The sequence below is a fragment of the Rhodococcus sp. DK176 genome (assembly GCF_038447315.2).
GTDB lineage: Bacteria > Actinomycetota > Actinomycetes > Mycobacteriales > Mycobacteriaceae > Rhodococcus_F > Rhodococcus_F jostii_A.
Map to the genome: position 1 here is coordinate 4,149,539 of NZ_CP118321.2, position 23,931 is coordinate 4,173,469.

At 66.9% G+C, this 23,931-nt stretch carries 23 protein-coding genes; 12 read left to right on the top strand and 11 right to left on the bottom strand.

Translation table 11 applies throughout. The annotated features are described in order from the left end of the window. Positions 1–2: 2 nt before the first annotated feature. Both PSR88_RS19605 and PSR88_RS19610 read right to left on the bottom strand, forming a co-directional pair. Entirely contained in the window at positions 3–647 is a 645-nt protein-coding gene (locus PSR88_RS19605) for a GntR family transcriptional regulator (RefSeq protein ID WP_011596402.1), read from the bottom strand. Positions 648–668: 21 nt separating this feature from the next. Continuing rightward, complete coding sequence (locus PSR88_RS19610; protein ID WP_016884595.1) at positions 669–2,036, bottom strand: MFS transporter; 1,368 nt, start codon at positions 2,034–2,036, stop codon at positions 669–671. A 328-nt stretch (positions 2,037–2,364) separates the two neighbouring features. Between PSR88_RS19610 and PSR88_RS19615 the strand changes: the two genes are divergently transcribed. Next, positions 2,365–3,978: an amidohydrolase gene (locus PSR88_RS19615; RefSeq protein ID WP_016884594.1), complete on the top strand. Its 1,614-nt coding sequence runs from the start codon at positions 2,365–2,367 to the stop codon at positions 3,976–3,978. 9 nt (positions 3,979–3,987) lie between these two features. On the opposite strand, the gene PSR88_RS19620 is transcribed toward PSR88_RS19615, so the two are convergent. Beyond that, entirely contained in the window at positions 3,988–4,617 is a 630-nt protein-coding gene (locus tag PSR88_RS19620; protein WP_007296219.1) for a TetR/AcrR family transcriptional regulator, read from the bottom strand. A 163-nt stretch (positions 4,618–4,780) separates the two neighbouring features. Between PSR88_RS19620 and PSR88_RS19625 the strand changes: the two genes are divergently transcribed. Continuing rightward, positions 4,781–6,286, top strand: a complete 1,506-nt coding sequence (locus PSR88_RS19625; RefSeq protein WP_016884592.1) for an APC family permease — start codon at positions 4,781–4,783, stop codon at positions 6,284–6,286. Here the strand turns inward: PSR88_RS19625 and PSR88_RS19630 are convergent. After that, complete coding sequence (locus tag PSR88_RS19630) at positions 6,283–6,588, bottom strand: hypothetical protein (protein WP_192815106.1); 306 nt, start codon at positions 6,586–6,588, stop codon at positions 6,283–6,285. The genes PSR88_RS19625 and PSR88_RS19630 overlap by 4 nt on opposite strands. A gap of 47 nt (positions 6,589–6,635) precedes the next feature. Here PSR88_RS19630 and PSR88_RS19635 point away from each other — a divergent pair, with 47 nt between their 5' ends. The 3 genes from PSR88_RS19635 (at position 6,636) to PSR88_RS19645 (ending at position 9,165) form a co-directional block, all read left to right on the top strand. Further along, positions 6,636–7,187 (top strand): TetR/AcrR family transcriptional regulator, encoded by a 552-nt coding sequence (locus PSR88_RS19635; RefSeq protein ID WP_039950637.1) that lies wholly within the window; start codon positions 6,636–6,638, stop codon positions 7,185–7,187. A 125-nt stretch (positions 7,188–7,312) separates the two neighbouring features. After that, positions 7,313–8,902, top strand: coding sequence for a GMC oxidoreductase (locus PSR88_RS19640; RefSeq protein WP_011596408.1), 1,590 nt, complete (start codon positions 7,313–7,315; stop codon positions 8,900–8,902). A 2-nt stretch (positions 8,903–8,904) separates the two neighbouring features. Next, positions 8,905–9,165 carry a hypothetical protein gene (locus PSR88_RS19645; protein WP_037197961.1) on the top strand — a complete coding sequence of 87 codons (261 nt, stop codon included), beginning with the start codon at positions 8,905–8,907 and terminating at the stop codon, positions 9,163–9,165. Between the two features lie 309 nt (positions 9,166–9,474). On the opposite strand, the gene PSR88_RS19650 is transcribed toward PSR88_RS19645, so the two are convergent. After that, positions 9,475–10,557 carry a VOC family protein gene (locus tag PSR88_RS19650; protein WP_009476949.1) on the bottom strand — a complete coding sequence of 361 codons (1,083 nt, stop codon included), beginning with the start codon at positions 10,555–10,557 and terminating at the stop codon, positions 9,475–9,477. A 222-nt stretch (positions 10,558–10,779) separates the two neighbouring features. Here PSR88_RS19650 and PSR88_RS19655 point away from each other — a divergent pair, with 222 nt between their 5' ends. The 5 genes from PSR88_RS19655 to PSR88_RS19675 all read left to right on the top strand — a co-directional run bounded on the left by PSR88_RS19655 (position 10,780) and on the right by PSR88_RS19675 (position 15,456). After that, positions 10,780–11,658, top strand: a complete 879-nt coding sequence (locus tag PSR88_RS19655; protein ID WP_016884588.1) for an acetaldehyde dehydrogenase (acetylating) — start codon at positions 10,780–10,782, stop codon at positions 11,656–11,658. Continuing rightward, the gene (gene dmpG, locus PSR88_RS19660; RefSeq protein ID WP_016884587.1) at positions 11,655–12,686 is read left to right on the top strand and encodes a 4-hydroxy-2-oxovalerate aldolase; all 1,032 of its coding nucleotides are present in this window, start codon (positions 11,655–11,657) and stop codon (positions 12,684–12,686) included. The genes PSR88_RS19655 and dmpG overlap by 4 nt, the downstream gene beginning before the upstream one ends. Before the next feature lie 15 nt (positions 12,687–12,701). Beyond that, positions 12,702–14,180, top strand: coding sequence for an aldehyde dehydrogenase (locus tag PSR88_RS19665; protein WP_016884586.1), 1,479 nt, complete (start codon positions 12,702–12,704; stop codon positions 14,178–14,180). A gap of 77 nt (positions 14,181–14,257) precedes the next feature. Continuing rightward, complete coding sequence (locus tag PSR88_RS19670; RefSeq protein WP_007296210.1) at positions 14,258–15,010, top strand: SDR family NAD(P)-dependent oxidoreductase; 753 nt, start codon at positions 14,258–14,260, stop codon at positions 15,008–15,010. Positions 15,011–15,036: 26 nt separating this feature from the next. Continuing rightward, positions 15,037–15,456, top strand: a complete 420-nt coding sequence (locus tag PSR88_RS19675; RefSeq protein WP_016884585.1) for a tautomerase family protein — start codon at positions 15,037–15,039, stop codon at positions 15,454–15,456. Between the two features lie 66 nt (positions 15,457–15,522). On the opposite strand, the gene nphA is transcribed toward PSR88_RS19675, so the two are convergent. Both nphA and PSR88_RS19685 read right to left on the bottom strand, forming a co-directional pair. Beyond that, positions 15,523–16,053: an NADH-dependent flavin reductase gene (gene nphA / locus PSR88_RS19680; RefSeq protein WP_005572670.1), complete on the bottom strand. Its 531-nt coding sequence runs from the start codon at positions 16,051–16,053 to the stop codon at positions 15,523–15,525. 27 nt (positions 16,054–16,080) lie between these two features. Beyond that, positions 16,081–17,643 carry a 4-hydroxyphenylacetate 3-hydroxylase family protein gene (locus tag PSR88_RS19685; RefSeq protein WP_016884584.1) on the bottom strand — a complete coding sequence of 521 codons (1,563 nt, stop codon included), beginning with the start codon at positions 17,641–17,643 and terminating at the stop codon, positions 16,081–16,083. 165 nt (positions 17,644–17,808) lie between these two features. Between PSR88_RS19685 and PSR88_RS19690 the strand changes: the two genes are divergently transcribed. Beyond that, a complete protein-coding gene (locus PSR88_RS19690) occupies positions 17,809–18,816 on the top strand; it encodes an AraC family transcriptional regulator (RefSeq protein ID WP_011596416.1) in 1,008 nt (335 codons plus the stop codon). A gap of 22 nt (positions 18,817–18,838) precedes the next feature. Here PSR88_RS19690 and PSR88_RS19695 read toward each other — a convergent pair whose 3' ends face one another. From PSR88_RS19695 to PSR88_RS19705, 3 genes are read right to left on the bottom strand one after another with little or no spacing between them, the layout of a single operon-like run. Beyond that, positions 18,839–19,201 (bottom strand): EthD family reductase, encoded by a 363-nt coding sequence (locus PSR88_RS19695; RefSeq protein ID WP_011596417.1) that lies wholly within the window; start codon positions 19,199–19,201, stop codon positions 18,839–18,841. Then, complete coding sequence (locus tag PSR88_RS19700; RefSeq protein ID WP_011596418.1) at positions 19,198–20,226, bottom strand: NADH:ubiquinone reductase (Na(+)-transporting) subunit F; 1,029 nt, start codon at positions 20,224–20,226, stop codon at positions 19,198–19,200. The genes PSR88_RS19695 and PSR88_RS19700 overlap by 4 nt, the downstream gene beginning before the upstream one ends. Positions 20,227–20,229: 3 nt before the next feature. Further along, a complete protein-coding gene (locus tag PSR88_RS19705) occupies positions 20,230–21,444 on the bottom strand; it encodes a cytochrome P450 (RefSeq protein ID WP_011596419.1) in 1,215 nt (404 codons plus the stop codon). A gap of 124 nt (positions 21,445–21,568) precedes the next feature. Here PSR88_RS19705 and PSR88_RS19710 point away from each other — a divergent pair, with 124 nt between their 5' ends. Further along, positions 21,569–22,591, top strand: coding sequence for an AraC family transcriptional regulator (locus PSR88_RS19710; protein ID WP_011596420.1), 1,023 nt, complete (start codon positions 21,569–21,571; stop codon positions 22,589–22,591). Between the two features lie 12 nt (positions 22,592–22,603). Here PSR88_RS19710 and PSR88_RS19715 read toward each other — a convergent pair whose 3' ends face one another. Further along, positions 22,604–23,872 (bottom strand): acyl-CoA dehydrogenase family protein, encoded by a 1,269-nt coding sequence (locus PSR88_RS19715; RefSeq protein WP_016884581.1) that lies wholly within the window; start codon positions 23,870–23,872, stop codon positions 22,604–22,606. Positions 23,873–23,931: the final 59 nt, after the last annotated feature.

Below are 23,931 nucleotides of genomic sequence, written 5' to 3' on the forward strand. Positions count from 1 at the left end.
CGTTAGATGTTCGGCCGTTTCATTGACCGCAGGGTGGTGTCGAGGTGTTCCCGCACCGCCTGTACCGCGGCCTGCGGATCACCTGCCGCGATCGCGTCGGCGATGGCGCGGTGCTCGACGAGAACCTGCTTCTTGCGGGTTTCATCGGCCATGACGATGCGGATACCCATCCGCATCTGACGGTCCCGCAGTGAGCTGTAGAAGTTGTTCATCAGTGGGTTGCCGGCCGCACGGATGATGGCCGTGTGGAATTCGAGGTCGTGCGCGATGAAGTCGACCGGGTCGGTGTCGTTCTCCTGGAGGTCCAGGAGAATCCGGAGCCGATCCGGTACCAGGCCCGGCTGGGGCGCCACTTCGGTGACCGACCATTCCTCGACCACCCGGCGGGCCTGCATGATGGCTTCGACGTCGCTGTCGGACAACGCCGGAATGAAGGCGCCCTTGTGGGGCACGCGCCGGATGAAGCCTTCGGCCTCGAGGCGTAACAGCGCCTCGCGCACCGGGGTTCGGGAAATTCCGGAGGACGCGGCGACCTGCGCCTCGGACAGAAACATCTCCTCGTCGCGGGGCAGGGTGATGATGGTGTTCTTCAGCCACTCGTAGGCCAGCTCCGGTGCCGTTGCCCCGGAGGTCTTCGATGTCGTCATGGCTTGCCCCTTCGAGGAGAGTCAGTGGTGGACGGACGCCGGCGTTTCCAGTGTCCGGGAGATCGCCTCGTCGCCCACGGCCGCGAGATCCACGGACTGCGTTTCCCGCGCGAGAAGTGAGGCGATCAGGGAGATGACTCCCATAGCTACGAGATAGGCACCGATGGCGTATCCGGTGCCGAACCGGGTGTAGAGCGCGATCGCGATGATCGGGGCCAGCGAGCCGGCAAGGACGGACGCGAGGTTGTAGGCCAGCGACACCCCGGAGTACCGGACCTCGGTGGGAAACAGTTCGGAGAAGAACGCGCCGATCACGGCGCTGTAGGCCGCGAAGATCAGCAGTCCCACCGCCACCGCGAGGGTGATCGCCGCCGGATTCTTCGTGTCCAGCAGAGCGAAGAACACGAACGCCCACACGATGGTGGCCGCGGACGCGCCGATGTAGATCGGTCGCCGGCCGATCCGGTCGGCGAGCACGGCGAACATCGGGATCGTCACCAGGGCGACGACCATGCCGATCATGACGGCGTTCAATCCGGTGCTGCGCTCGAGTTCGAGGATCTGGGTGATGTAGGTGATGACGAACAGCGAGAAGATGTAGAAGCCGGCGTTCTCGCCGAAGCGGGTGAAGGCCGCGAGGAGGATCTGGCGCCAGTGTCCCCGGACGGCCGCGGCGAGCGGCATGCCCTTCTTCTCGGCGGTCGCGGTGTCCCGGGACTGCTCGAAAAGCGGGGTCTCCGCGACGTACAGCCGCAGCACCAGACCGATGATCACCAGCAGTGCAGACAGCCCGAAGGCGATCCGCCATCCCCAGGACAGGAACGCGTCTTCCGACAGCGTGGAGCCGAGGACAGCCAGCACCCCGGCCGCCAGCAGGTTGCCCAGCGGCGGACCGAGATTGGGCCAGGCGGACCAGAACGCCCGCCTCTTCGAATCGCCGTGTTCAGAGACCAGCAGGACTGCGCCACCCCATTCGCCACCGAGGGCGAAGCCCTGCACCAGCCGCAGAAGCACGAGGATCAACGGTGCGGCGACGCCGATGGACGCGTACGTGGGCAGGAAGGCGATGAGGAAGGTCGACACGCCCATCAGCATCAGGCTGGCGATCAGGGTGGCCCGCCTGCCTTTGACGTCCCCGTAGTGCCCGAGTACCGCGGCGCCGAGGGGGCGCGCCACGAAGCCGACGGCGTAGGTGGCGAACGCGAGCATGGTGCCCACCAGGGGATCTTCGGTGGGGAAGAACAGCTTGTTGAACACCAGCGCCGCCGCTGTTCCGTACAGGAAGAAGTCGTACCACTCGACTGCGGTACCGGCGAGGCTCGAACCTGCAATGACGGGCAGACTGGTGTGGGGTCTGCGATTGATAGATTTGTTGTTGGCGGTTGCCATAGTCGACTCCTAGGTCGAATCGTCGCTACGTGACGAACTGCACGTCCTTGCGCCTACCTCCAAGTAGGCGACTCGAACGGTCGCGCAGATGGTGCTGCCTGGGCTCGGTGGCTGCTCCAACAGCTGCCGAGCCCGCTTTTTCTTGCCTTCATCCGACTGTGAAGCCGATCACGAAGAGGCTGTGCACCAGTTGTATACGACCGGTCTACGATTCGCAAGAGGGGCAGCTGAACTCCGGGTTTCCGCCCCGCGACCGGGCAACTCTTGACGCAGGCCCGGGCGCGGCCTAGCTTAATCGAATCATATTCGATTATTTGAAGGAGGTGCCGTGGACGCCGAACTGCTCGTCGTCGGAGGCACGGTGCGCACCGGTCATCCCGACAGTCCTGTCACCGACGCGCTCGCCGTGGCCGGCGGGCGCGTGGTCGCGCTGGGGGAGCGGGCTCGTGCCATGCAGTCGAGCCGCACCAAGTTGATCGACCTGCGTGGGGGCGCGTTGTTGCCGTCGTTCGGCGACGGGCACGTCCACCCGCTGATGGGCGGGCTCGGTCTGCGCGGCGCCTCGATCCGCGACTGCGGCAGCGTCGACGAGGTCCTGCGCGAGGTGCGCCGGTGGGCGGACGAGAATCCCGGAGCCGGTTGCGTATTCGGCGACGGGGTTTCTCCGACGCTCGCCGAGGGCGGGCGCTTCGAGGCCCGGTGGCTCGACAGTGTGGTGCCGGACCGGCCGGTGGTCCTGCGCACGATGGACCATCACACCGCGTGGGTCAACAGTGCGGCGCTGCGGTGTGCCGGACTGACCCGGGACACCCCGGATCCGGCAGGCGGAGAGATCGTGCGGACCGCCGACGGTGAGCTGCTCGGCACCCTGCGTGAATGGGGAGCGATCAATCCGGTTCTCGCGCTGGTGCCGGAGGTGACCCTCGACGATCGGGTCGATGCGCTGGCGACGGTGTCGAAGATGCTGGCCGCCGCGGGCATCACGTGGGTGCAGGACGCGTGGACCGAACTCGACGACGTCGAGGTCTGGTTGACCGCCGCGGACGGCGGGAGGCTGTCGACCCGTGCCAACCTCGCGTTTCGTGCCACCCCGGAGACCTGGGAGGCCGACTTGGAGGCGTTCGTCCTGGCGCGGCGGAAGGTCGAGGAACGGGGCGGCGACGCGATCAGGGCGGGAACGGTCAAGTTCTTCGCCGACGGGGTGATCGAGGCCGGTACGGCAGCGCTTCTCGCGCCCTACACGGACTGTCCGCACTCCCACGGCATCAGCAACTGGACGACGGACGAACTGTCTCGGGCTGCGGCCGAAGTGGACCGGCTCGGGTTCCAGATCCACATCCATGCCATCGGCGACGCCGGGGTACGCATGGCGCTCGATGCGATCGAGCACGTCGACCGCAGCAACGGTCCGCGTGATCGGCGCGCCACGATCGCGCATCTGCAGTTGGTCGACGGTGACGACCTCGACCGGTTCACGTCCCTCGGGGCGGTCGCCAACTTCCAGCCGCTGTGGGCCCAGCTCGACGCCCTGATGACGGAATTGACGATTCCGCGGATCGGGGCCGAACGAAGCGCGCAGCAGTATCGCATCGGAACCCTCACCGAGCGAGGTGCACGGGTGGCCTTCGGCAGTGACTGGCCCATCACCGCCTACGAGCCGATCAAGGGAATTGCCACCGCGATTCACCGCCAGACCCCGTCCGGCGTACCGACCGAAGGATGGTTGCCGCGCGAACGCGTCGGCCTCGAACGGGCCCTCGCCGCATACTCGGCCGGCGTCGCCTATCAGGGATTCGAGGAGAACCTGTGGGGCTGCCTCCGGCCGGGAATGCGGGCCGACATGATTCAGCTGCCGGTCGACCCCTACGACCTGTCGTCCACGCAGGCGCTCAGTGAGCTTGCCGTGACCCGAACCTGGTTGGGCGGCACGCAGGTTCACTGAGGTTCGGCGCTACCGCTGCACCGCGCCGCATTCCTGCAGGAGGTGGTGAAAGCCCGCCAGCAGGGCCGCCAGGCCGAGTTCGAACGCCTGCTCGGCCCTCTCCGGGCCGCGGGGTGCGGCGGCAAGCGCCCGCGTCAGGGCGTCGTCGGTCGTCGTCGAATCCGCTTCGATCATGACCTCCGGCGCGGCCGCGTCCAGGGCGGCCCCGAGGAGAAAATTCTCCGCGGCGGTGATGACGGCCATGATGTGGTCGTCCGGGAAGCCGGCGCCGCGCAGTCCGGCCGCCGCCGAGTGGTACACCGAGAGCGAGCCGGGATCGCGCACCGTCTCGGTGGCCAGGAGGCGGATGGCGGTGGGGTGCCTGCTGAACGCTGCCCGATACGACCGGGCCCATTCGGAGAAGGCCTCATCCCAGGGCAGGCGCTCGAAGGCCGATCCGTCGATTTCCCGGACGACGCGGTGGCGAACCAGTTCGACGACGGCCGCGCGGCCTTTGGCATGGTGATAGATCGACGACACCTGCACGTTCAGGTGCCGGGCGAGGTCCGGCATTCTGAAGTCGCCGTCACGATCGACCAGTTCGAGCGCCGCCTCCGCGATGCGTTCGCGGTCCAGGCGTGCGACGCGAGGTCTGCCCATCGGTGCACCCACCTCTCCAATCGAAATTCATTCGATTATGCCCTTGTGGCGCCGGTCACAACGCTCTAGTCTAATCGAAACACATTCGATTAGAACCTCGTCGCGTATCCGCGCCCCCGGTTTCCCCGCCGCCGCGCCCTTGCCCTGACTGGAGAAGTCCCTCATGAAGAAATCCGCACCCGGACCCGCCTCCGGCACGCAGCTGGAAGGCGGCGCCCTCGGCACCTCCGGCATCGTGTTCTTCGTCGTGGCGGCCGCCGCGCCGTTGCTGGTGATGGCGGGGGTGGCTCCCCTGGCCCTGAACGTCGCGGGAATCGGGGCGCCCGGCGGGTACATCCTGGCCGGACTCGCGCTGGGCGTGTTCGCGATCGGCTTCACCGCGATGAGCAAGTACATCCACAACGCGGGAGCGTTCTACTCGTACATCTCGATCGGACTCGGCCCCCGCTGGGGCCTCGCGGCCGCGGTCCTCGCCCTCGTCTCCTACAACGCCCTCGAGATCGGGATCTTCGGCGCCCTCGGGTATTTCACCCAGTCCACCATGGCGGATCTGGTCGGACTGAATCTTCCGTGGGGACTGTGGTCGCTTATCGGCGTCGGGCTCGTCTGGTTCCTGGGGTCGCGGTCGGTCCATGTCGGCGCACGGTTCCTGATCCTGCTGCTCTCCGCTGAGACGGGGATCCTCGTCCTGCTCGCGGCCGCCGTCCTTCTCCGGGGCGGCGCCGAGGGGCTCGGCGCCGAGTCGTTCGCTCCCGCCCACGTCTTCAGCCCCGGCCTGGGTGGGGTGCTGACCCTGGCGTTCGCCGCGTTCATCGGGTTCGAAGCGACCGCCCTGTATCGGGAGGAAGCGAAAGATCCCTCCCGGACGATCCCCCGGGCGACCTACCTGGCGGTCGCATTCCTCGGCCTCTTCTACGCCTTCATGGTGTGGATCATCATCCAGGCCTTCGGCCCGGATCAGGCGCTCGCGCTCGCAGCCTCCGATCCCGCCGCCATGTACTTCGACGCCATCGAGAACTACGTCGGCGGCTGGGCGAGCACGCTCATGGAACTGCTGATCATCACGAGCATCCTCGCCAGCCTGCTCGCTTTCCACAACGCGATCACCCGCTACGCCTTCGCGCTGTCGCGCGAGCACGTACTGCCCCGGGTCCTCGGCAGACTGCACCCGGTCTACAAGTCGCCGTACGTGGCGAGCGCCGTGCAAAGTCTGCTTGCGATGGTCGTGATCGTCGGATTCGCGCTCGCCGGCGCCGACCCCTACCTTCAGCTCCTGCTCTGGGTGAATTCGCCCGGCGTCGTCGGCATCGTCGTACTCCAGGCCATGGCAGCCGCAGCCGTACTCGCATTCTTCTGGCGGGATCGCCGCGGGCATTCGGTGTGGAGGGTGCGGGTAGCGCCGGCAGCAGCCCTCGCCATGTTGAGCTATGCGACGTGGTTGATCGTGGCCAAGATGGACTTGCTCACGGCCGCGGGACCCGCCGTGAACACCGTCCTCGTCGCCGTCACACCGGTAAGCCTGGCGATCGGGCTGGTGCTCGGTGCGCGGCTCGCGCGACGCGATCCCGATCTCTTTGCCCAGCTGGGCACCACCGACGTGGACGCCGAACTGTCGGTTCCGCCCGACGAAGTGAGCAACAGTCCGATCCAGCCCCGCAAGGCCACCTAGCCGTGCCTGCGCAGAAATCGGATCAGTTCGAGGTGGACGTCCGGCGTTACCGTCGGTGGCGCGATCGACGACGAGAAGCCGAACGACACCGCGCCCGGCAGCCGAGACCGGGCAAAGAGATCGACGACATCCTCGACTTCGCCCGGGCCTGGGCACCATTCGGCGGCCCCCCGGAGGAGGAGACCCTCGTCAACTTCGGGATGTGCCAAACTCGATTCACGGAACGGCTCTGGCAAGTCATCGGCCAATTCGGCTGCGGGCGAGCCGACGAGACCGAACTGAAAAGGGTCTATCCGCAGCACGAATAGCGACGGTGCGGGTCCACGGGATCGTGATCGATAATGGTCGCATGCGGTCGCGGAGGAAGATCTTGGACGCCACGCTCGACTTGATCGCGAGTGACGGCTTCGAGGGGGTCACCATCGCGGCGGCGGCGCAGGGTGCGGGCGTCACGCGACAGACCGTGTACTCCAACTTCGGGTCGCGCGAAGAGCTGGTGTCGCAGGCGATCGCCGGTCTCGCCGTCGAGGTGCTGGGCGGGATCCACTCGCGATCGAACGCCACCGACACCACGTGCGGGTACGTCGTCGAACTCATCGTCGCGGGCCGGGCCGCCGTGCGCGCGCATCCGGTGTTGGCTACCCTGCTCCAGGCGGAACGGGGAAACCCTGTCTTCGACACGGGCATGATGTCCCGCGCGAAACCCGTAGCGCGCGAACTGCTCGCGCCCCTCGTCGAGCGCGATCCCGGCGTGGAGTCGAGCCTGGACGACATCGTGGAGATCGCACTTCGGCTGGCGCTGTCGGTCGTCCTCTTCGACGACGACGCCGTTCACACCGACGACGACCTTCGCCGGTTTCTCACCCGCTGGCTGGCGCCGGCGATGCCGTCCAGCTCGTAACTGCAGTCACAGTTACTTCTTGACACATCCCGCTCAGAGTGTCTAGTTTGAGCTCGCCTAAGAGAAATGCTCCACGCTGATCTTTCGACATCTCGCCGAGTCCGTCTGTGATCTGGGGGAAATCTGTGTCTGCACTCAATCGCCGCTCCTTTCTGGCCGGGGCCGCTGCCGCGGGGGTCGCGTTGGCGAGTCCGCGCATCGCGCAGGCCGGGACCGGAGGCCGCCGGACTACCGTGCCGCTCACCCGCGAAGATCACCGAGTCATCGTCGTCGGGTCGGGGTTCGGCGGCGGCGTCGCGGCGCTCCGGCTCGCGGAGGCCGGCGTGCCTGTTCTGGTGCTCGAGCGTGGAATACGCTGGCCCACAGGGCCGGACGCGGACACCTTTCCCCGTGCGACCGCTCCGGACAAGCGCATCCTCTGGTACCGGTCCAGTCCGCAACTGTTCGGTGAGCCGGTGGCGCTGGAGCCGTACACCGGTCTGCTCGAGGCGGTGCCCGGCGACAACATGACCGCACTGTGTGCCGCCGGCGTCGGCGGTGGTTCCCTCGTCTACCAAGGGATGACGTTGCAACCGGCCGAGGCCGTCTTCAACACGCACCTGCCCGAAGCGCTCGACTGGGCCACCATGGACCGGGTTCACTACCCGCGGGTCGCGCGGATGTTGCGGCTCGCTGTCGCCCCCGACGAGTTGATCGACAGCCCGAATTACCAGGCCGCGAGGGTGTTCGCGCAGAACGTGCAGCGCGCCGGGCTCCCGGTGTCGAAGATCCCGATGCCGATCGACTGGAACTTCGCGCTCGACGAACTCCGCGGCCGGATGAAACCCTCGTACACCAACGGCGACGGCGCCCTCGGTGTCAACAACGGCGGCAAGCACTCGGTCGACGTCACCTACATTGCTGCCGCCGAAGACACCGGCCGGGTGACGGTGGAAACCCTGCACCAGGTCACCGATGTCGAGCGAGCCGCCGACGGCCGCTGGACGGTATACGTCGACCGGATCGATACGTCCGGCAACGTACTCGAGAACAAGATCCTCACCACGAATGCCCTCGTGATGGCCGCCGGAAGCGTGGGCACCACAAAGCTGCTGGTGCGTGCCGCGTCGACGGGCCGCATCCCGGATCTGCCGGACGAACTCGGAACCGGTTGGGGAACCAACGCCGACCGAATCTATGTCTGGACGAGCCTCGAAGAAGAATTCGGCGCTCCGCAGGGCGGCCCGGTCGTCTACGGCAGTTTGAACTGGGACGACCCCGCCACCGCCGTCACGGTCATCCAGGCGTCGATGCCACCACTGTCCCTCGACGCACGCAGCACCATGCTCGTCGGTTACGGCGTCAGTGAAGGCCGTGGGAGTTTCGTGTACGACTCGGCCACCGACGACGCGGTACTGCGCTGGCCGCGGGAAGGCGACACCGTCATCCAGAACGGCCGCATCGACCCGATGGTGCGGAAGATCGCCGGGCCGGGATCCATACTCACGGACACTAATTCGCTCTTCCCCTCAACCTGGCATCCGCTCGGCGGGGCATCGATTGGCTCGGTCTGCGATCTCGAGGGCCGGGTGCTCGGCCAGCGCGGACTGTATGTGCTCGACGGTGCCCTGATGCCCGGCAACACCGCGGCATGCAACCCGTCGATGACCATCGCCGCGGTCGCCGAACGCGCCCTGGACCACCTGGTCGCCCGAGACGTCGGCACGGTGATCTGACCATGCACACCACCCCTTCTCGCCTTCGCCGCTCGCACACACCGCACGCTGTCCGGGTCGCCGTCCTCACCGTCGTCAGCTGCATAGCCGCCGTGGTCGCGCTCACTGCCGGCGCTCATCCTGCACACGCCGCCCCCGGCGACGACTTCTACACTCCGCCGGCCGAATTCGCGTCGGCTCCGGGGTCGATCATCCGCACCGAACCGATGCCGTTGTTCGCCTCGGTGCCCGGAACGGACGGCACCTGGCCGGGCAGCGGGTGATGTACACGTCGCGGCTGCAGGACGGTTCCCCGACAGCGGTCACCGGGACCTTCATCGACGCCCCGCACCAACGACCTTCCGCCCACCGCACCGGGCACCACCATCCCCAACCACTTCGGCCCCGAACTCATCGACGGCTACGACACCAACGGTGCCGTGTCCTACATCGTCGACCGGTTGAACGACACCCCGATCGCCGAGGGCTGCAGGGTGAACTGACACCGGTGGGTCTTCGATCGCGAAGACGACGCGACGCCAGGGTGGTCACGGCACGAGGCCGCGACCACCCTGGCGCTCACCGAGGGTGCGTCAGAGCGACGCGTCGGCGACAGCGCGGGAGTGCTCCAACTCGTCGGGGACGGAGAGTTCCGCCGCGAGGGCGTCGGGATCGGGGGCACCGGGCCCGAAGTGGGCGTACTTTTCGATGTGCTGGTCCAGGGACAGCGGGCTCGGGGTGCCATAGGTGAAATACGACTCCCACGGCAGCTTGGCGCCTCCGACGGCCAGTCCGGTGTCGATGTCGGACATCTGCCAGGTCTTGGTCTCGGCGTCCGGGTCCAAGTGCAGGTAGCCGGCCTCGCCGAACAGCTCGATGCGGTTGCCGCCCGGTTCGAAGACGTACAGGAACTGGCTCTGCGTGATGCCGTGCTTGTCGGGGCCGGCTTCGATCTGAATGTCGTAGTCGCGGAACATCTCCACGGCGTCGATGTTGTGCTGCCCGGTGCCGTAGAAGAACGCGAGGTGGTGCAGCTTGCCGTGCCCGCCGGTCATGTCGCGCATGCAGGCGACCTCGTGACCGAGCAGGTTCGAGCTCATCCACGCCCCGATCTCGACGTTGCCGTCGACGACCCGCTCGGTGGTCCGGAATCCGAGGTGCCGTTCGAAGGAGTCCTTCACCGCGGTCACGTCGGACGACATCAGGTTGAGGTGGTCGATGCGCTTGACGGGGATACCCTGCAGCGGCTTCTTGGACGGCCGGGTGAGGATCTTGCTCCGCAGTTCCGGGGGAGCGACGTACTTCTCGGCTTCCCACAACAGCTGCAGATTGTGCCCGTCGGGTGACTGGTACTCGAAGGTCTTGCCGTACCCGAACTGGTCTTCGCTCCACGTGCCGTCGACGTTGCCGTCTGTCAGTGACTTGGCCCGTCGCTCGAGCGCTTCGGGAGAACTCGTCCGCATCGCGGCGTGGCCCATCCCGGCCTCGGGTGCTTCGGTGATCTTCAGGCTCCACGGATACGGGTCCTCGTATCCGCGCAGGTACACCGACTGCCCTTCCCTGTGGGTCACGTACATCCCGAGGAACTTCGTGAAGAAGTCCAGCGTCTCCTGCGGCTTGGGGCTGAACAGTTCGGCACGGGCGAGGTGCGCGATGTCGAAACGAGCGTCACTCATGGCTTCTCCTGGTTTCCGACGTCCGGGCCTGCTGCACCGGTTGTGGTCGATGTCACGAGCGTGGCGGACAGGGTCCGGGGCGGTCAGCGCTTTTCGTGATAGCCGAACAGTGGTCGCGTGATGGCGCTCGCTGTCCGGCACAGCCGAATCGCCGGTCCCGGACCTGCGAATTCTTCCTAGCGTCGACCGCATCACCCCGCCTGCCCAGGGAAGGCCTAGAAGATGAGTCGATTGAAAGCCGCGATCGTCGGATCCGGGAACATCGGTACGGATCTGATGTACAAGCTGCTGCGGTCCGAGCACGTCGAACCCGTGTGCATGGTGGGCATCGACCCCGACAGCGAGGGATTGGCCCGGGCCCGCCAGGAGGGCCTCGAAGCCTCCGCCGGCGGACTCGACTGGCTGCTCGCTCAGCCGGAACTGCCGGACTTCGTCTTCGAAGCGACCTCGGCGAAGATCCACGCCGCCGCGGCGCCGCGCTACGCCGAGGCCGGGATCACCGCGATCGATCTCACCCCGGCCTCGGTCGGCCCGTACGTCGTCCCCGCGGTCAACCTCGACACGCACCTGAGCGCCCCCAACGTGAACATGGTCAGCTGCGCCGGCCAGGCCACCATTCCGATCCTCTACGCCATCAACGAGGTCGCCGACGCCTCCTACGGCGAGATCGTCGCCGCCATCGCCTCCCACAGTGCCGGCCCCGGCACCCGGCAGAACCTCAGCGAATTCAGCGAGAAGACCGGCCGCGCCCTCGCCCAGGTCGCCGGCGCCGACCGCGCCAAGGCGATCTCGGTGATCAACCCGGCCGAACCGCCGATGAACATGCGCGACACCGTCTACGCCAAGGTCCGCAACCCCGACCCGGCCGCCATCGAACGCGCCGTGGTCGACATGGTCGCCAAGGTCCAGCGGTACGTCCCCGGTTACTCGCTGCGCCTGGTCGACGTCGACGGCGACCTGGTCACCGTGATGCTCGAGGTCGTCGGCGCCGGCGACTTCCTGCCCACCTACGCCGGCAACCTCGACATCATCACCGCCGCCGCCGTCCAGGTGGCCGACGTCATGGCCCAGCAGAACCTCGTCCAGGGAGCAGCACAGTGAGTAAGAAGATCACGATCGTCGACACCACCCTGCGGGACGGCATGTCGTCCGTGTCGCACCAGTTCACCCCGCAGAACGTCGCCGACATCGCGCGCGGCCTCGACAAGGCCGGCGTGCCGACCATCGAGGTCGCGCACGGCATCGGACTCGGCGCCTCCTCGATCCAGTACGGGTTCGCCGCCGCCACCGACCCCGACTACGTGCGCGCCGCGGTCGACGCCGTCGAGAACGCCGACATCGCCGCCCTCTACGTGCCCGGCATCGCGACCCTCGCCGAACTGCAGCAGGCCATCGACGCCGGCATCAAAACGGTCCGCGTCGCGGTGCACTGCACCGAGGCCGACTGCGGGCAGCAGCCGGTCGAGTGGGCCAAGGAGCAGGGCCTGACGGTGATGACGTTCCTGATGATGAGCCACAAGCTCGACCCCCAACCCCTCGCCGAGCAGGCCGCCAAACTCGACTCGTACGGTGCCGACGTCGTCTACGTCGTCGACTCCGCCGGCGCCATGGTTCCCCGGCACGCCGGTGAACGGGTCGCCGCCCTGAGGCAGGCCATCACCGCCGACATCGGGTTCCACGCCCACAACAACCTCGGTGTCGGGATCGCCAACGCGCTGACAGCCGCGGAGAACGGGGCCACGTTCATCGACGGGTCCCTGCGCGGTCTCGGCGCCAGCGCCGGCAACGCGCAGACCGAGGTCCTCGCCGCCGCGTTCGAACGCGCCGGCTGGGACACCGGGGTCGACCTTTTCCCGCTCATCGACACCGCCGAACACATCGTCGCGCCGCTGATGAAGGAACCGCAGATCGTCGACGAGACCGCACTGGTCCTCGGCTACGCCGGTGTGTACTCCACGTTCTTCCACCCCACCAAGCGGGCCGCGAAGAAGTTCGGGGTGCCCGCCCGCGACATCCTCATGGAACTCGGTCGTCGCGGTGTCATCGGTGGTCAGGAAGACATGATCATCGACGTCGCCTCCGAACTCGCAGGCCGCACCTACGAGACCCCGGCCCCGGCCGGGGTCTGACAGGCAAGGAGCACCATGACCACGACGGAATCCGTACCCGGGGTGACCGAGGTTCGTCACCTCATCGGTGGCGACTGGGCGGCCGCCTCGGACGGGGCGACCTTCGAAACCCGTGATCCGCACGACGGTTCACTGCTCGCGACGGTCCCCCGCGGAACCGCCGACGACGGCGAGGCCGCGATCACCGCGGCCCGCACCGCATTCGATGACGGTCCGTGGCCGCGGATGTCGCCGAAGGAGCGTGCGAAGATCCTGCACGCAGTAGCCGACAAGGTCGACGAACACCGTGAGGAACTCGCGCTGATCGAGACCCGTGACGGCGGCAAGAGCATCAACCAGTCCCTGCACGCCGAGATCCCGCGGGTGGCACACAATCTGCGGTTCTTCGCCGACTATGTGTCGATGGCCGCCAACGAGGCCTACCCGGACGGCGACCTGCTCTCCTACGTTTTGTACCCACCCGCCGGGGTGGTGTCGGCGATCAGCCCGTGGAACGCGCCGCTGATGCTCGCGACGTGGAAGATCGCCCCCGCATTGGCCTTCGGCAACACCACCGTTCTCAAACCCGCACCGCAGACGCCGCTCACCGCGCACCGGTTCGCGCAACTCGCCCTCGAGGCCGGCCTTCCCGAAGGCGTGCTCAACGTGGTCCACGGATTCGGGGGCGAGGCCGTCGCCGGTCCGCTCACCGCGGACCCGAGGGTCGACCGGATCACGTTCACCGGTTCGAGCGCCACCGGCGTGCGGATCCTCCAGGCCGCCGCGGTGAACCACACCCCGGTCTCGGCGGAGATGGGCGGCAAGTCCGCGAACATCGTCTTCGACGACGCCGACCTCGACGTCGCTGTTCCGATGTCGATCCGGGCGATCTTCGGCGGCAACGGGCAGGTGTGCCTGTCCGGGTCGCGCCTGCTGGTGCAGAACTCGATCATGGGCGAGTTCCTCGACCGGTTCACCGAGGAGGCGAAGAAACTCACCGTCGGCGACCCGAAAGACCCGTCGAATTTCCTCGGCCCGCTGATCGAGCAAAGACACCTCGAGAAGGTGCACGGCTACGTCGAACTGGCCCAGGAGGAGGGCGGCAAGGTCGTGACCGGTGGGTCGCGGCTCACCGACGATGCGCGGGCGAAAGGCTTCTACTACCCGCCCACGGTGATCACCGGGCTCACCAACGACTCGCGCACCGCGCGTGAGGAGATCTTCGGGCCCGTCGAGACCGTCCTCGGGTTCGACACCGAGGACGAGGCGCTGCGCATCGCGAACGACTCGCCGTACGGGTTGGCAGGGATTCTGTTCACCGACAACCTCAACCGTGCGCACCGCATGGCCGCACGGTGGAAGGCCGGCACGGTGTGGATCAACACCTTCTTCGAGCGCGACCTCCGACTGCCGTTCGGTGGCGAAGGCAGCAGCGGCCTCGGACGCGAGGGCGGCCAGTACTCCCGCGAATTCTTCACCGAGCCCCGAGCGGTCACCATCCGCCTGCGGAGCTGATCGAACTCGTCCACCAGTGGCCGGGGCGGTACCCACCGTCCCGGCCATCGTCTTCCCGAACCGAGGAGAACTGTACTGTGACTACACCCGACCTCTGTGTCGTCGTCGGTGCGACCGGTGCGATGGGCACCGAAATCACCCTGCGACTGGCCCGCCGCGGGCTGCGAGTGCTGGCCGTGGCCCGCAGAGGCGACGAACTCGAGAAGCTCGCGATCTCCGACGACCTGATCACGCCGTGCGTGGCCGACATCGCCGACGACACTGCAATCGACACGATCTCTGCGTGTATCGACTCGCCCGTTCGGATGGCGCTGTTCGCCGCCGGCCTCCCGGTGCGGGGTTCCGTCGACACGATTCCACCAGGCGATCTGGCCGTGGCGACGAACATCAAGGTGGGCGGGCTCGTCCGCCTCCTGCACGCCGTCCGCGACCATCTCGTCGACGGCTCCCGCTTCGTCACCATCGCCGGCTCCCTCGGTCTCGAACCGGGTCCGCTCGATGCGGCGCCCGGCACGGCGAACGCGGCGGTCTTCAACCTCATGCGCCAACTCAGTGCCCTCTACGGGCCGAAGGGTGTCACCACCCACACGATCGCTCCCGGACCGGTGGACACTCCGAGGCTGCGTGCCTTCGTCGAAACCGAATCCGCCGAAACCGGGCAGGATCCGGAGAAGATCTGGAACCGCTACCGCGCCAAGACCAGCCTCGGTCGGCTGCCGACGCTCCAGGAGATCGGCTGGATCGTCGAGACCCTGCTCGCTCCGGAGGCCGCGGTGCTGCACGGCTCGGTGATCAACGTCGATGCCGGAACCCGCCACGGAATCCACTGACCGACTCCCGAAAAGGATTGTCACCTATGCCTGTCGCCCATTTCCACCTCGTTGACGGTGCCTACACCGCCGAGCAGCACCGAGAACTGCTCACCGCCGCGAGTCGGTGCTACTCCGAGGTTCTCGACTCACCGATGGACCGCGTAAGGGCGTTCATCGTGCGATACCGGCCCGACGATGTCGCCGTCGCGGGAACCACCGTTACAGACGGCGCGCCCGCGGCGCCCTATTTCACGGCGATCGTGCTCGCCGGACGCCCCGCCTCGCAACGTCAGGAACTTGCGGCGCGGTTCACCGATCTGATCGTCGACATCCTCGGTGCGCAGCGTGCGCTCGTGCGCGGACAGATCATCGAAGTCGACCCGGCGAACTGGACGATCGCGGGGACCGCGGCCGCCACGACCCGTGCCGGTGAGATCGCGGCTCGTGCCCAGGCCGTGCCCTGAGTGCACCACACATACGTATGGGCGGCCGCGACATTCGTCGCGGCCGCCCAGCCGTCGGCACTCGGTTCAGAACCCCCAGGGCTCGTCGCGCCCGAGGAGTTCCAGCGACCGGAAACTGCCGGTGTAGAAGACGAGCGGGTGCCCGTCGTCGTACCAGAGTTGCTCGACCCGGCCCACGTGCAGCGTGTGGTCGCCCGCGGGGTGCGAGGCGACCACGGTGCACGCGAGATGCACCAGAGCGCCTTCGAGGAGCGGCACGCCCCTGCGCCACACGAACCGAACCCGATCCGGTTCGTGTGCCGCGCCCGCGAAGTGCAACGACACAGGTTCCTGGTCTCCGGCGAGAATCGAAACGCCGTACGTCCCGGTCTCTCTGATCTTCGTGTCCATCTTCGCGCGTGTGGAGATGGACACGAGCACCAGCGGTGGGTCCAGCGACACCGAGGTGAACGCATTGGCGGTCATCCCGTGCACCGAGTCCTCGTCCTCACATTCGGCGGTGGTCACGATGGTGACACCGCTGGCGAACCGTCCCAGCGCCTTCCGCAGGTGTAGCGGCGTCACCTCGGGATCGAGTTCGCCCACTGTCTCGGTCATGGCTGCGCTCCTCGTCGTCGGTTCCACTCAGCCCCGGACGATCCTCAGATCGTCGTTGCCGATCAGGTCGGGCCGGGTCCAGCCGTCCACGTCGTACTCGGACATGCACTGTTCGGCGAATCCCTTGAGCGCCAGATCCTGTCCGGTCGCCTGGTAGGCGAACAACGTCTGGAAGCGGACGGCCTCGTGATCGCCGCCGTAATTGCGCTCGTAGAGTTCGTGCCGCCCACCGAACTCGGTGCCGACGGCGTCCCACAGCAACTTGAGCAACTGGACGCGGTCGATCGCGGCGACGCCGTTCGATCCGCGGACATACTGGTCGAGGTAGGGACGCATGGCCGGGTTCGCCCAGTCGCTCGCATGGGAGTTCAGGTAGATCAGCCCGCTGCCCAGCACCTGCTGGATGATCTCCTTGACCCGCGGGTACCCCACACCCATGAAGGTGCGATAGGCGAGACCGTAGTTCAGGTTCGGTTGGACGGCGCCGTTCACCCACTGTTCGGGTGACTTGGCCATCGCGTCGGACAGCCCCCAGAACATGTCGCGCCAGTTGAGGATCTCCCCGATCTGCATCTGCACACCGCGGAATCCCGCGGAGCCGGTCATTTCCACACCCTTCATCACACAGCCGGCGATGAAGTCGAGCTTCACCGCGAGCCGAGCGCATCCGTGGAACATGAAGCGGGAGAGAAATCCCGACTTCATGACGAAGCCGTTCGCGGTGTCGGTGTCGTAGGCGAAGACGTTCTCCCACGGCACCAGCACCCGGTCGAACACCATGATCGCGTCGTTCTCGTCGAACCTGCTCGACAACGGATAGTCGAACGGCGTGCCCATCACCGCAGCGTTCATCTCGTAGGAGGTGCGGCAGAACAACTTCAGTCCTGGCGAATCCATCGGCACCGTGAAGATCAGGCCGTATTCCTTCTTGCGCAGCGGCAGTCCGTAGTGGGCGATGAAATTCGCGTTAGTGATCGCCGATCCCGTCGCGACGACCTTCGCGCCGGACACGATCAGACCCGCATCGGTCTCCTCGACGACGTGCACGCACACGTCGGCGGTTTCGTCGGCCGGCTTGTCGCGGTCGATCGGCGGATTGACGATGGCGTGGTTGAGGTAGAGCATCCGCTCCTGCGCGTGCTTGTACCAGCGCAGGGCGTTGTCGCGGTACGGGCCGTAGAAGTCGGCGTTGGCTCCCAGCGTGCCGAGGAACGAGGCCTTGTAGTCGGGCGACCGGCCCAGCCAGCCGTACACCTCACGCTGCCAGGCCACGATCGCGTCACGGGAGAGCACCAGGTCGTCCGCACTACGAGCGGTCTTGAAGAAGGGGTGCGTGAAGCCGCCGTTTCCGGTATCGGTGGGCACCGCCAGCACGCCCTTCGCCTCCGGCTGGTGCAGTGCGTCATACATCCGCGCCACCGACCGCGCCGAGTTACGGAAAGCCGGATGGGTGGTGACGTCGTCGACGCGCTCCCCGCGGAAGTAGACCTCGCGGCCGTCGCGCAGCGACTTGAGGTACTCGTCGCCCGTCATGGGCCGGACGTCGTTCGGAACTCCGACGCGATCGTCGACGAATGCTGATGTGGTCATGGAGTCACTCCTGGTCTCGTTGGGCAGGAACCTGTTTCGGAAGGCGAGGACGTCGGCGCGCCTCGGTCACCGCTGTCGGTGTCGTACTCGACGGGGTGGGGTATATTGACCCGAACGCCAAGTTCCTGTGATCTGGAACACTATTAGGCGGAGGTGTGGTGGAACATGGCTGAGCGCGAACAATCGAATGACTCCGCGCGCACCGACGTGCCCGCGATCGTCTCTCTGCGAACACGGGAGCTCGATACCGGGGAGGGCCGTATGCAGTGGGCGAGCACGCTGGAGCGGCTCTACTGCGAGACGGACGTGGCGTGGCCGGAGCCTCGGCGTCACTTCGACGCGGAGTGGGGCGGGCGGCCGTTCGGTGATCTGCATGTCAGCACGATCCGGGCCGACGCGCACACCGTCGTCCGATCGCCGGCGATGATCCAGTCCGATTCGGGGGAGGGGTATTTGGTCTGCCTCGTCACGGACGGAAGCGTGGAGGTCCGGCAGTCCGGCCGGGCCACGGTGGTGGAGCCGGGTTCCTTCGCGCTCCTCGACTGCGCCGCACCGTTCGTGTTCCACTCACCCGCCCCGTTCCGACAGGTCGTGGTTCGATCCCCCCGCGAGGTGCTCACGTCGCGCCTTCCGGGACGAATCGTCGAACACGGCACGGCGCGCTCGATTCACGGCGACACCGGGGCTGGCGGACTGGTCGGTCGGTTGTTCGTCGATATCGCGGACATGGACGCGCCGATGTCGCAAGGTGCTGCCGTGTCCTTCGCATCCTCCGCCGTCGACATGCTTGCCACGGCCCTGACCGAGGGCCTGTTGGCGACCAGCGCTGCAGACCTGCACCGCACGGAGGACCTCAGGCGAGTTCAGCGGGTGATCGAACAGAATCTCCACGACGCCGACATCACGCTGTCGGACATCGCCGCGGCAGCGGGTATGTCGCTGCGCACCGTGCACAAGTTGTTCAATGCGGAAGGCACCACGACGCGGGCCTGGCTGTACCAGGCCCGCCTCGAGGCTGCGCGAAAGTACCTGCTCACCACGGATCTGTCCGTTGCCGACGTCAGCGAGTGCGCCGGCTTCCGCGACGTGTCCCATTTCAGTCGGTTGTTCCGCAGCACCTTCGGCTCGAGCCCCGGCCTGTACCGGAAGGAGCACGCGCGCAGAGTTTCGTGATGTGCTGCGCCAACAAGTACGGTCAGGGAAGAACGGTGTCCTCGTTGCTGAAGAGCATCGTGACACCACCGGTGGCGAAGTTCGCGAGATCTCCGGCGGCCGTCTGCCCAGCCGGTGACGACAGAGCCTGCGCGGCGGCATCCTTGGAGTCGAAGAACAACTCGGCGAGCGCGTACGCCGCGGGAGTAGTGCCGTCGAGGGTCTCACACTTGCCGGCGGCGAATCGGACGACCCCGGGCACCTGCCGGACCAGCGGCAGGTGTTTTGTGGCGTAGTACTCGTCGAATTCCGCCGGGTCGGTCGGCGGGTTGTAAATGATGCTCACTCGGTACATGAGATTCCTGTTCTCGGCGTCGTAGGTCGGGTTGGGGGACAGTGGGATCACACGGCCTCGGCCGCCGGCCGCGGAGCGTTCACGGTGAACTCCTCCTTGAAGATCAACCGCGGCGACATGCGGCGGCGTTTCAAGGCCTTGACGGCGGCGACGACCATCGCGGGCGGTCCGCACAGGTATGCGCTGTGGCCACGGCAACTGGCGAAGTCACCCAGCACGGCGTCGGTGACCATTCCCGTTGCCCCGTCCCAGTTCTCCTCACTGAGGACCGGATGATAGTGGAATCGGGAATCGGTCGCCTCCATCGCGCGGAAGCACTCGACGTCGTAGAGGTCGGCTTCCCGGCGACCACCGTGGTAGAGGTGAATCGCCGGTAGCAGATCGTGGTCCAGTGCATGCCGGACAATCGATTTGAGCGGTGCGAGCCCGGTGCCTCCGCCGATCAGGATGGCCGGCTCCTCCCGGGGTTCGACGACACCGAACTGGCCGAGCGGTCCACGCATATCGATGCGGTCACCCACCGCGAGTGAGTCGAAGATCCAGCCCTCGGTGGCGAGGCCGCCCGCCGTATTCCGGACGTGGAACTCGAGCAGCCGTTGCTCGGACGGCGGGTTCGCCATCGAATACTGGCGCGCGACACCGGAGCCCGGCACGATCAGTTCGGCGTACTGACCGGCGTCGAACTCCATCGGTTCGTCGAGTTCGACGACGAGCCTGCGGGTCTGCCGAGCGATGTCGGACAGTTCCCGTACTGTGCCTGTGTAGTCGCGGAGGGGGTGCATCGGCCGGCCGGGGTCGGCGTCGTTCACGGGGGCGATGGTCAGGTCTCCGTGCGGTTTCGACTGGCAGGCCAGCGCGAGTCCCGACGAGCGTTCGTCGGCGGAGAGGATGGTCTCGTCGGCGGCGCCGTGGTCGACCTCCCCGCAGAGAACCCGGATCTTGCACGTGCCACAGGTCCCCTGTGAACAGGCGTGCGGAAGCCAGCGATTCGCCCGCAAGGCGGCTTCCAGGACCGACGTGCCGGGTGCGACCGGGAACGCCCCGTCCTGCCCCGACACCGTCACCATACGGTCCATCGGTCAGACCTCCCAGGTGACGTGCAGGCCCTGCGGTCCGCGGAACGTCCATCCCCAGAACTGCGGGGCGCGGTCGGGATCGGGCTCGATGTTCGGGATCGTCTCGAACAGTGCCTCGAGTGCGATCCGCACGATCGCGGTACCGAGATACGTTCCGGCGCAAGCATGGTTTCCCGCTCCGAACGCCAGATGCGGCATGATGGGCCGGTCGATCTCGTAGGCCTCCGCGTTCTCCCAGACGGACTCGTCTCGATTGGCCGAACCGTATGCCAGCATGACCGGTGTTCCCGTCGGCAGGTCGATGCCGCCGATGGTGACATCGCGGCCCGCGACCTTCACCGCGGCACTCCAGATCGGGGCCACCCAGCGCGCGCCCTCGTTGACGGCGCGCGGAATGAGTGTGGGGTCGTCGATGACGCGTTCGAGCTGGTCGGGGTGCTGGAATAGCCCTGCCAGGGTGGTCGTCATGACGTGCCCGGGCTCCTGAAGGGCGCCGAGCAGGAACACGTAGATGTTCGGGTAGATCTCGGACCGGTCGCGGACCTGGCCGTCGGGCATCCCGTCGTGCAGCCAGTGCGAGATCAGGGTGTGGTCGGGATGTTCGGTCCAGTGGTCGAGCATCGGGCCGACAGCGGCGACGATCTCGGCCTTCACCCGGTCACCGGCCTCGAACGGCCCGGGATTGGCGAAGTTTCCGTTCTCGTCGACTTCCGCGTTCCCGTACGACTGCGCCAGCGTCTCGAACCAGCGCACCAATGTCTCCGAAGGGATTTCGGTGAGACCCATCAGGTCCCCAACCGAACGCACACTGATCGGCGCGAAGTAGGCCTCCTGGATGTCTGCGGCACCCAGATCCTCGATCCCTTCCAGGAGGCTGCGCGCCTGCGGCCGGACCAGCGCTTCTACATAGGAGTCCACTGCACTGGGCCGCAATTGGGGATCGATCCATTCACGAATTTTCTCGTGCTGTTCACCGTTGGCGGCGAGTACGGTACCTTTCCCGAAGGTTCGTCCACCCGAGGGCGCGATCACCGTGGACCAGGTCTCGGAATCCTGCGCGATCTGCAGACAGAGGTCGCGCGACGCCACGACGTGCATCCCTACCGCGGGTACGAACGCAACCGGGGCCTCGCGCCGGAGCCGGTCGTAGATCGGGTTCGGATCGCGGTCGAGTTCCTCCATGGTGATCGATTCGATCCACGTGGTGCTGGTGGTCATGGCGCTGTCTCCTCTGAAGTCGTTCGCAAGATTCGAAGTGAGCGCGGCCCGGAGCCTTTCGGGGATCGTCCGCGCGGGGAGTGCCTGTGATCTGGAACACTATGATGCGGAGGTGCGATCGAACATGACCGACAGTGCACAGAAGGATGACTCCGCCTGCACCGACAGCGCCGCGTCGATGGTGCTGAGTACGCGCGAGCTGGAGTCGACCGAAGGGCGCGTGCGCTGGGCGGACACCCTCGACTCCACCTACTGCGAGATGGACGTCGACTGGCCCGACAGACACGCCCGGTTCGCCGCGGAATTGACGGTGCGGCCCTTCGGGGACCTGACCGTGAGTGTGGTGCACGCAGACCCGCACACGGTCGTGCGCACGCCCGAGATGATCCGGTCCGACCCCAACGACGACTACCTGCTGTGTCTGATCACTCGGGGGACGGCCACCCTCCAGCAGCATTCGCGGAGTGCGACCCTCGAGCAGGGAGCATTCGGGATCCTGGACTCGGCCGCACCCTTCGTCGTGGACGGCCGGACGGAATTCGAGCAGGTCGTCCTGCGTGCACCCCGCCAACTATTGATCTCCCGGCTTTCCGCCGAGGCCATGGAGGGCGTCGCCGGGCTGGGGATCTCCGGGCAGACCGGGATGGGCGGCCTCGTCTCCCGTTTTCTCGTCGACATGGCAACGACCGACGCCCGGTTGTCGGTGGGGTCTTCGGCATCCGTGGCCGCGTCCGCGGTCGAGCTGCTCACCTCTGTCCTCACCGAGCAGGCGCGCCCCCTGACCGCGACGAAACGGGTCCACCACGACGACCTCCGGACGGTGCAGCAGACGATGACGCGGTACCTGCACGACCCCGACCACTCGACGGCCGAGATCGGTGTCGAACTCGGAATGTCCCTGCGCTACATCCACAAACTGTTCAGCTTGACCGGCACCACCCCACGCACATGGCTGTACCAATTGCGCCTCGACCGCGCCCGAGGGCAGCTCCTCGACACCGACTCGACCGTCGCCGAGATCAGCGACCGTGTCGGTTACCGCGACGTCTCACACTTCAGCCGCGCATTCCGCAAGCGGTTCGGCGTCAGCCCCGCGCATTTCCGTGAACAGAACAGCGGGAAAGGCGGTTCACGTACGGACCGTTAGGTTTTCTTCGCTCTAGCCGGTGTGGTCGCGCCCGAAGATCTGACGCGCCAGCACCCACCGTTGGATCTCGTTGGCTCCCTCGTAGATCTCGCCGATCTTGCTGTCGCGGTAGATGGCCTCCACCGGACCCTCGGTGTCGTCGGCGCCGAGCGACCGGACGAAGCCGAGTCCGCCGAAGGCCTGCACGGCATCTCGGGCGATCCGCGAGGCCAGGTCCGTGCCCCGCAGTTTCGCCATCACCGCCTCGGGTTCGGGGAATCGCTCGCCGGCGTCGAGCCGCAGTGCCGCTTTGAGATACAGGCTGCGGGCGGACTCCAGATCCGCGGCGTAGTCAGCCATCACGAACTGCCAGTGCTGTTTCGAGGCGAGCGAACCCCCGAAGGCGTGCCGCGACTTCAGATGGGCGACAGTCCGATCGAATGCGGCCTGCGCCATTCCGACGCCCGCGGCACCGATCCCGATGCGCCCGTAGGTGAGGGTCTGCAGCGCGAGGCGCAGTCCACCCCCGACCCGTCCGAGCACCGAATCCGGCCCGAGGCGGACGTCGTCGAGATTGACATCGGCGGTGATCTGCCCGCGGTTCCCCAGTTTTCGGTCGGGGGTTCCGATCGTGACGCCCGACGCGTGGGTGGGCACGATGAAGGTCGTGAGGTCGTCACCGGTGCGTGCGAGCACCACCACCACACAAGCGACGACGGAGTTGGTGATCCACCGTTTCCGGCCGCGGAGGATCCAGCCGTCACCGTCCGGGGTCGCTTCGGTGGACACGGCGTCGGGGGACAGGTCGCTGGACGCACCCGGTTCGCTGGTCGCGAAGGCTCCCACGATCTCCCCCTCGACGAGGGGCCGCAGCCAGCGGCGTCGCTGCTCGTCGGTGCCCTGGTCGAGCGCGGTGCCCGCCAGGATGCAGTGCACGTCGTAGATGGCCGCGACGCTGTTGGAGTAATACGCCAATTCCTCCACCGCGACTGCGGTCGCGGTGGCGCGATGCGACAGACCGTCGCCGCCGACGTCGGGCGGGAACGGGATCCGGAACAGTCCCTCCGCCGCCATCGATTCGAACGCGTCACGTGGGAAGCCGTCGAGCCGCTCGTCGCCGCCGGCGATGCGATGCGCGACGGGCTCGATCGCCCGGGTGGCGAAGTCGCGCACCCGCAGACGAAGGTCGCGAACCTCGTTCGGGGACAACAGGTCATGATACAACTCGTCGGACATGCGCGCGACGGCGGGCGAGGCGGGCGCTGCCTCCGCGACGAGGGTGACGGGACTGTTGGGGGGCATCGGATCTCCTGAGACGGACGGCATGCGTGCCTTCCCTGTGTAACCCGGGTCCGGTTTTC

Coding starts and splice junctions, on each gene's coding strand:
- PSR88_RS19700 (WP_011596418.1), bottom strand. CDS start 20,226: ATGGACCGTATGGTGACGGTGTCGGGGCAGGACGGGGCGTTCCCGGTC.
- PSR88_RS19675 (WP_016884585.1), top strand. CDS start 15,037: ATGCCTGTCGCCCATTTCCACCTCGTTGACGGTGCCTACACCGCCGAG.
- PSR88_RS19690 (WP_011596416.1), top strand. CDS start 17,809: ATGGCTGAGCGCGAACAATCGAATGACTCCGCGCGCACCGACGTGCCC.
- PSR88_RS19715 (WP_016884581.1), bottom strand. CDS start 23,872: ATGCCCCCCAACAGTCCCGTCACCCTCGTCGCGGAGGCAGCGCCCGCC.
- PSR88_RS19635 (WP_039950637.1), top strand. CDS start 6,636: ATGCGGTCGCGGAGGAAGATCTTGGACGCCACGCTCGACTTGATCGCG.
- PSR88_RS19655 (WP_016884588.1), top strand. CDS start 10,780: ATGAGTCGATTGAAAGCCGCGATCGTCGGATCCGGGAACATCGGTACG.
- PSR88_RS19710 (WP_011596420.1), top strand. CDS start 21,569: ATGACCGACAGTGCACAGAAGGATGACTCCGCCTGCACCGACAGCGCC.
- PSR88_RS19665 (WP_016884586.1), top strand. CDS start 12,702: ATGACCACGACGGAATCCGTACCCGGGGTGACCGAGGTTCGTCACCTC.
- PSR88_RS19705 (WP_011596419.1), bottom strand. CDS start 21,444: ATGACCACCAGCACCACGTGGATCGAATCGATCACCATGGAGGAACTC.
- PSR88_RS19620 (WP_007296219.1), bottom strand. CDS start 4,617: ATGGGCAGACCTCGCGTCGCACGCCTGGACCGCGAACGCATCGCGGAG.
- PSR88_RS19605 (WP_011596402.1), bottom strand. CDS start 647: ATGACGACATCGAAGACCTCCGGGGCAACGGCACCGGAGCTGGCCTAC.
- PSR88_RS19645 (WP_037197961.1), top strand. CDS start 8,905: ATGCACACCACCCCTTCTCGCCTTCGCCGCTCGCACACACCGCACGCT.
- PSR88_RS19625 (WP_016884592.1), top strand. CDS start 4,781: ATGAAGAAATCCGCACCCGGACCCGCCTCCGGCACGCAGCTGGAAGGC.
- PSR88_RS19685 (WP_016884584.1), bottom strand. CDS start 17,643: ATGACCACATCAGCATTCGTCGACGATCGCGTCGGAGTTCCGAACGAC.
- PSR88_RS19610 (WP_016884595.1), bottom strand. CDS start 2,036: ATGGCAACCGCCAACAACAAATCTATCAATCGCAGACCCCACACCAGT.
- nphA (WP_005572670.1), bottom strand. CDS start 16,053: ATGACCGAGACAGTGGGCGAACTCGATCCCGAGGTGACGCCGCTACAC.
- PSR88_RS19650 (WP_009476949.1), bottom strand. CDS start 10,557: ATGAGTGACGCTCGTTTCGACATCGCGCACCTCGCCCGTGCCGAACTG.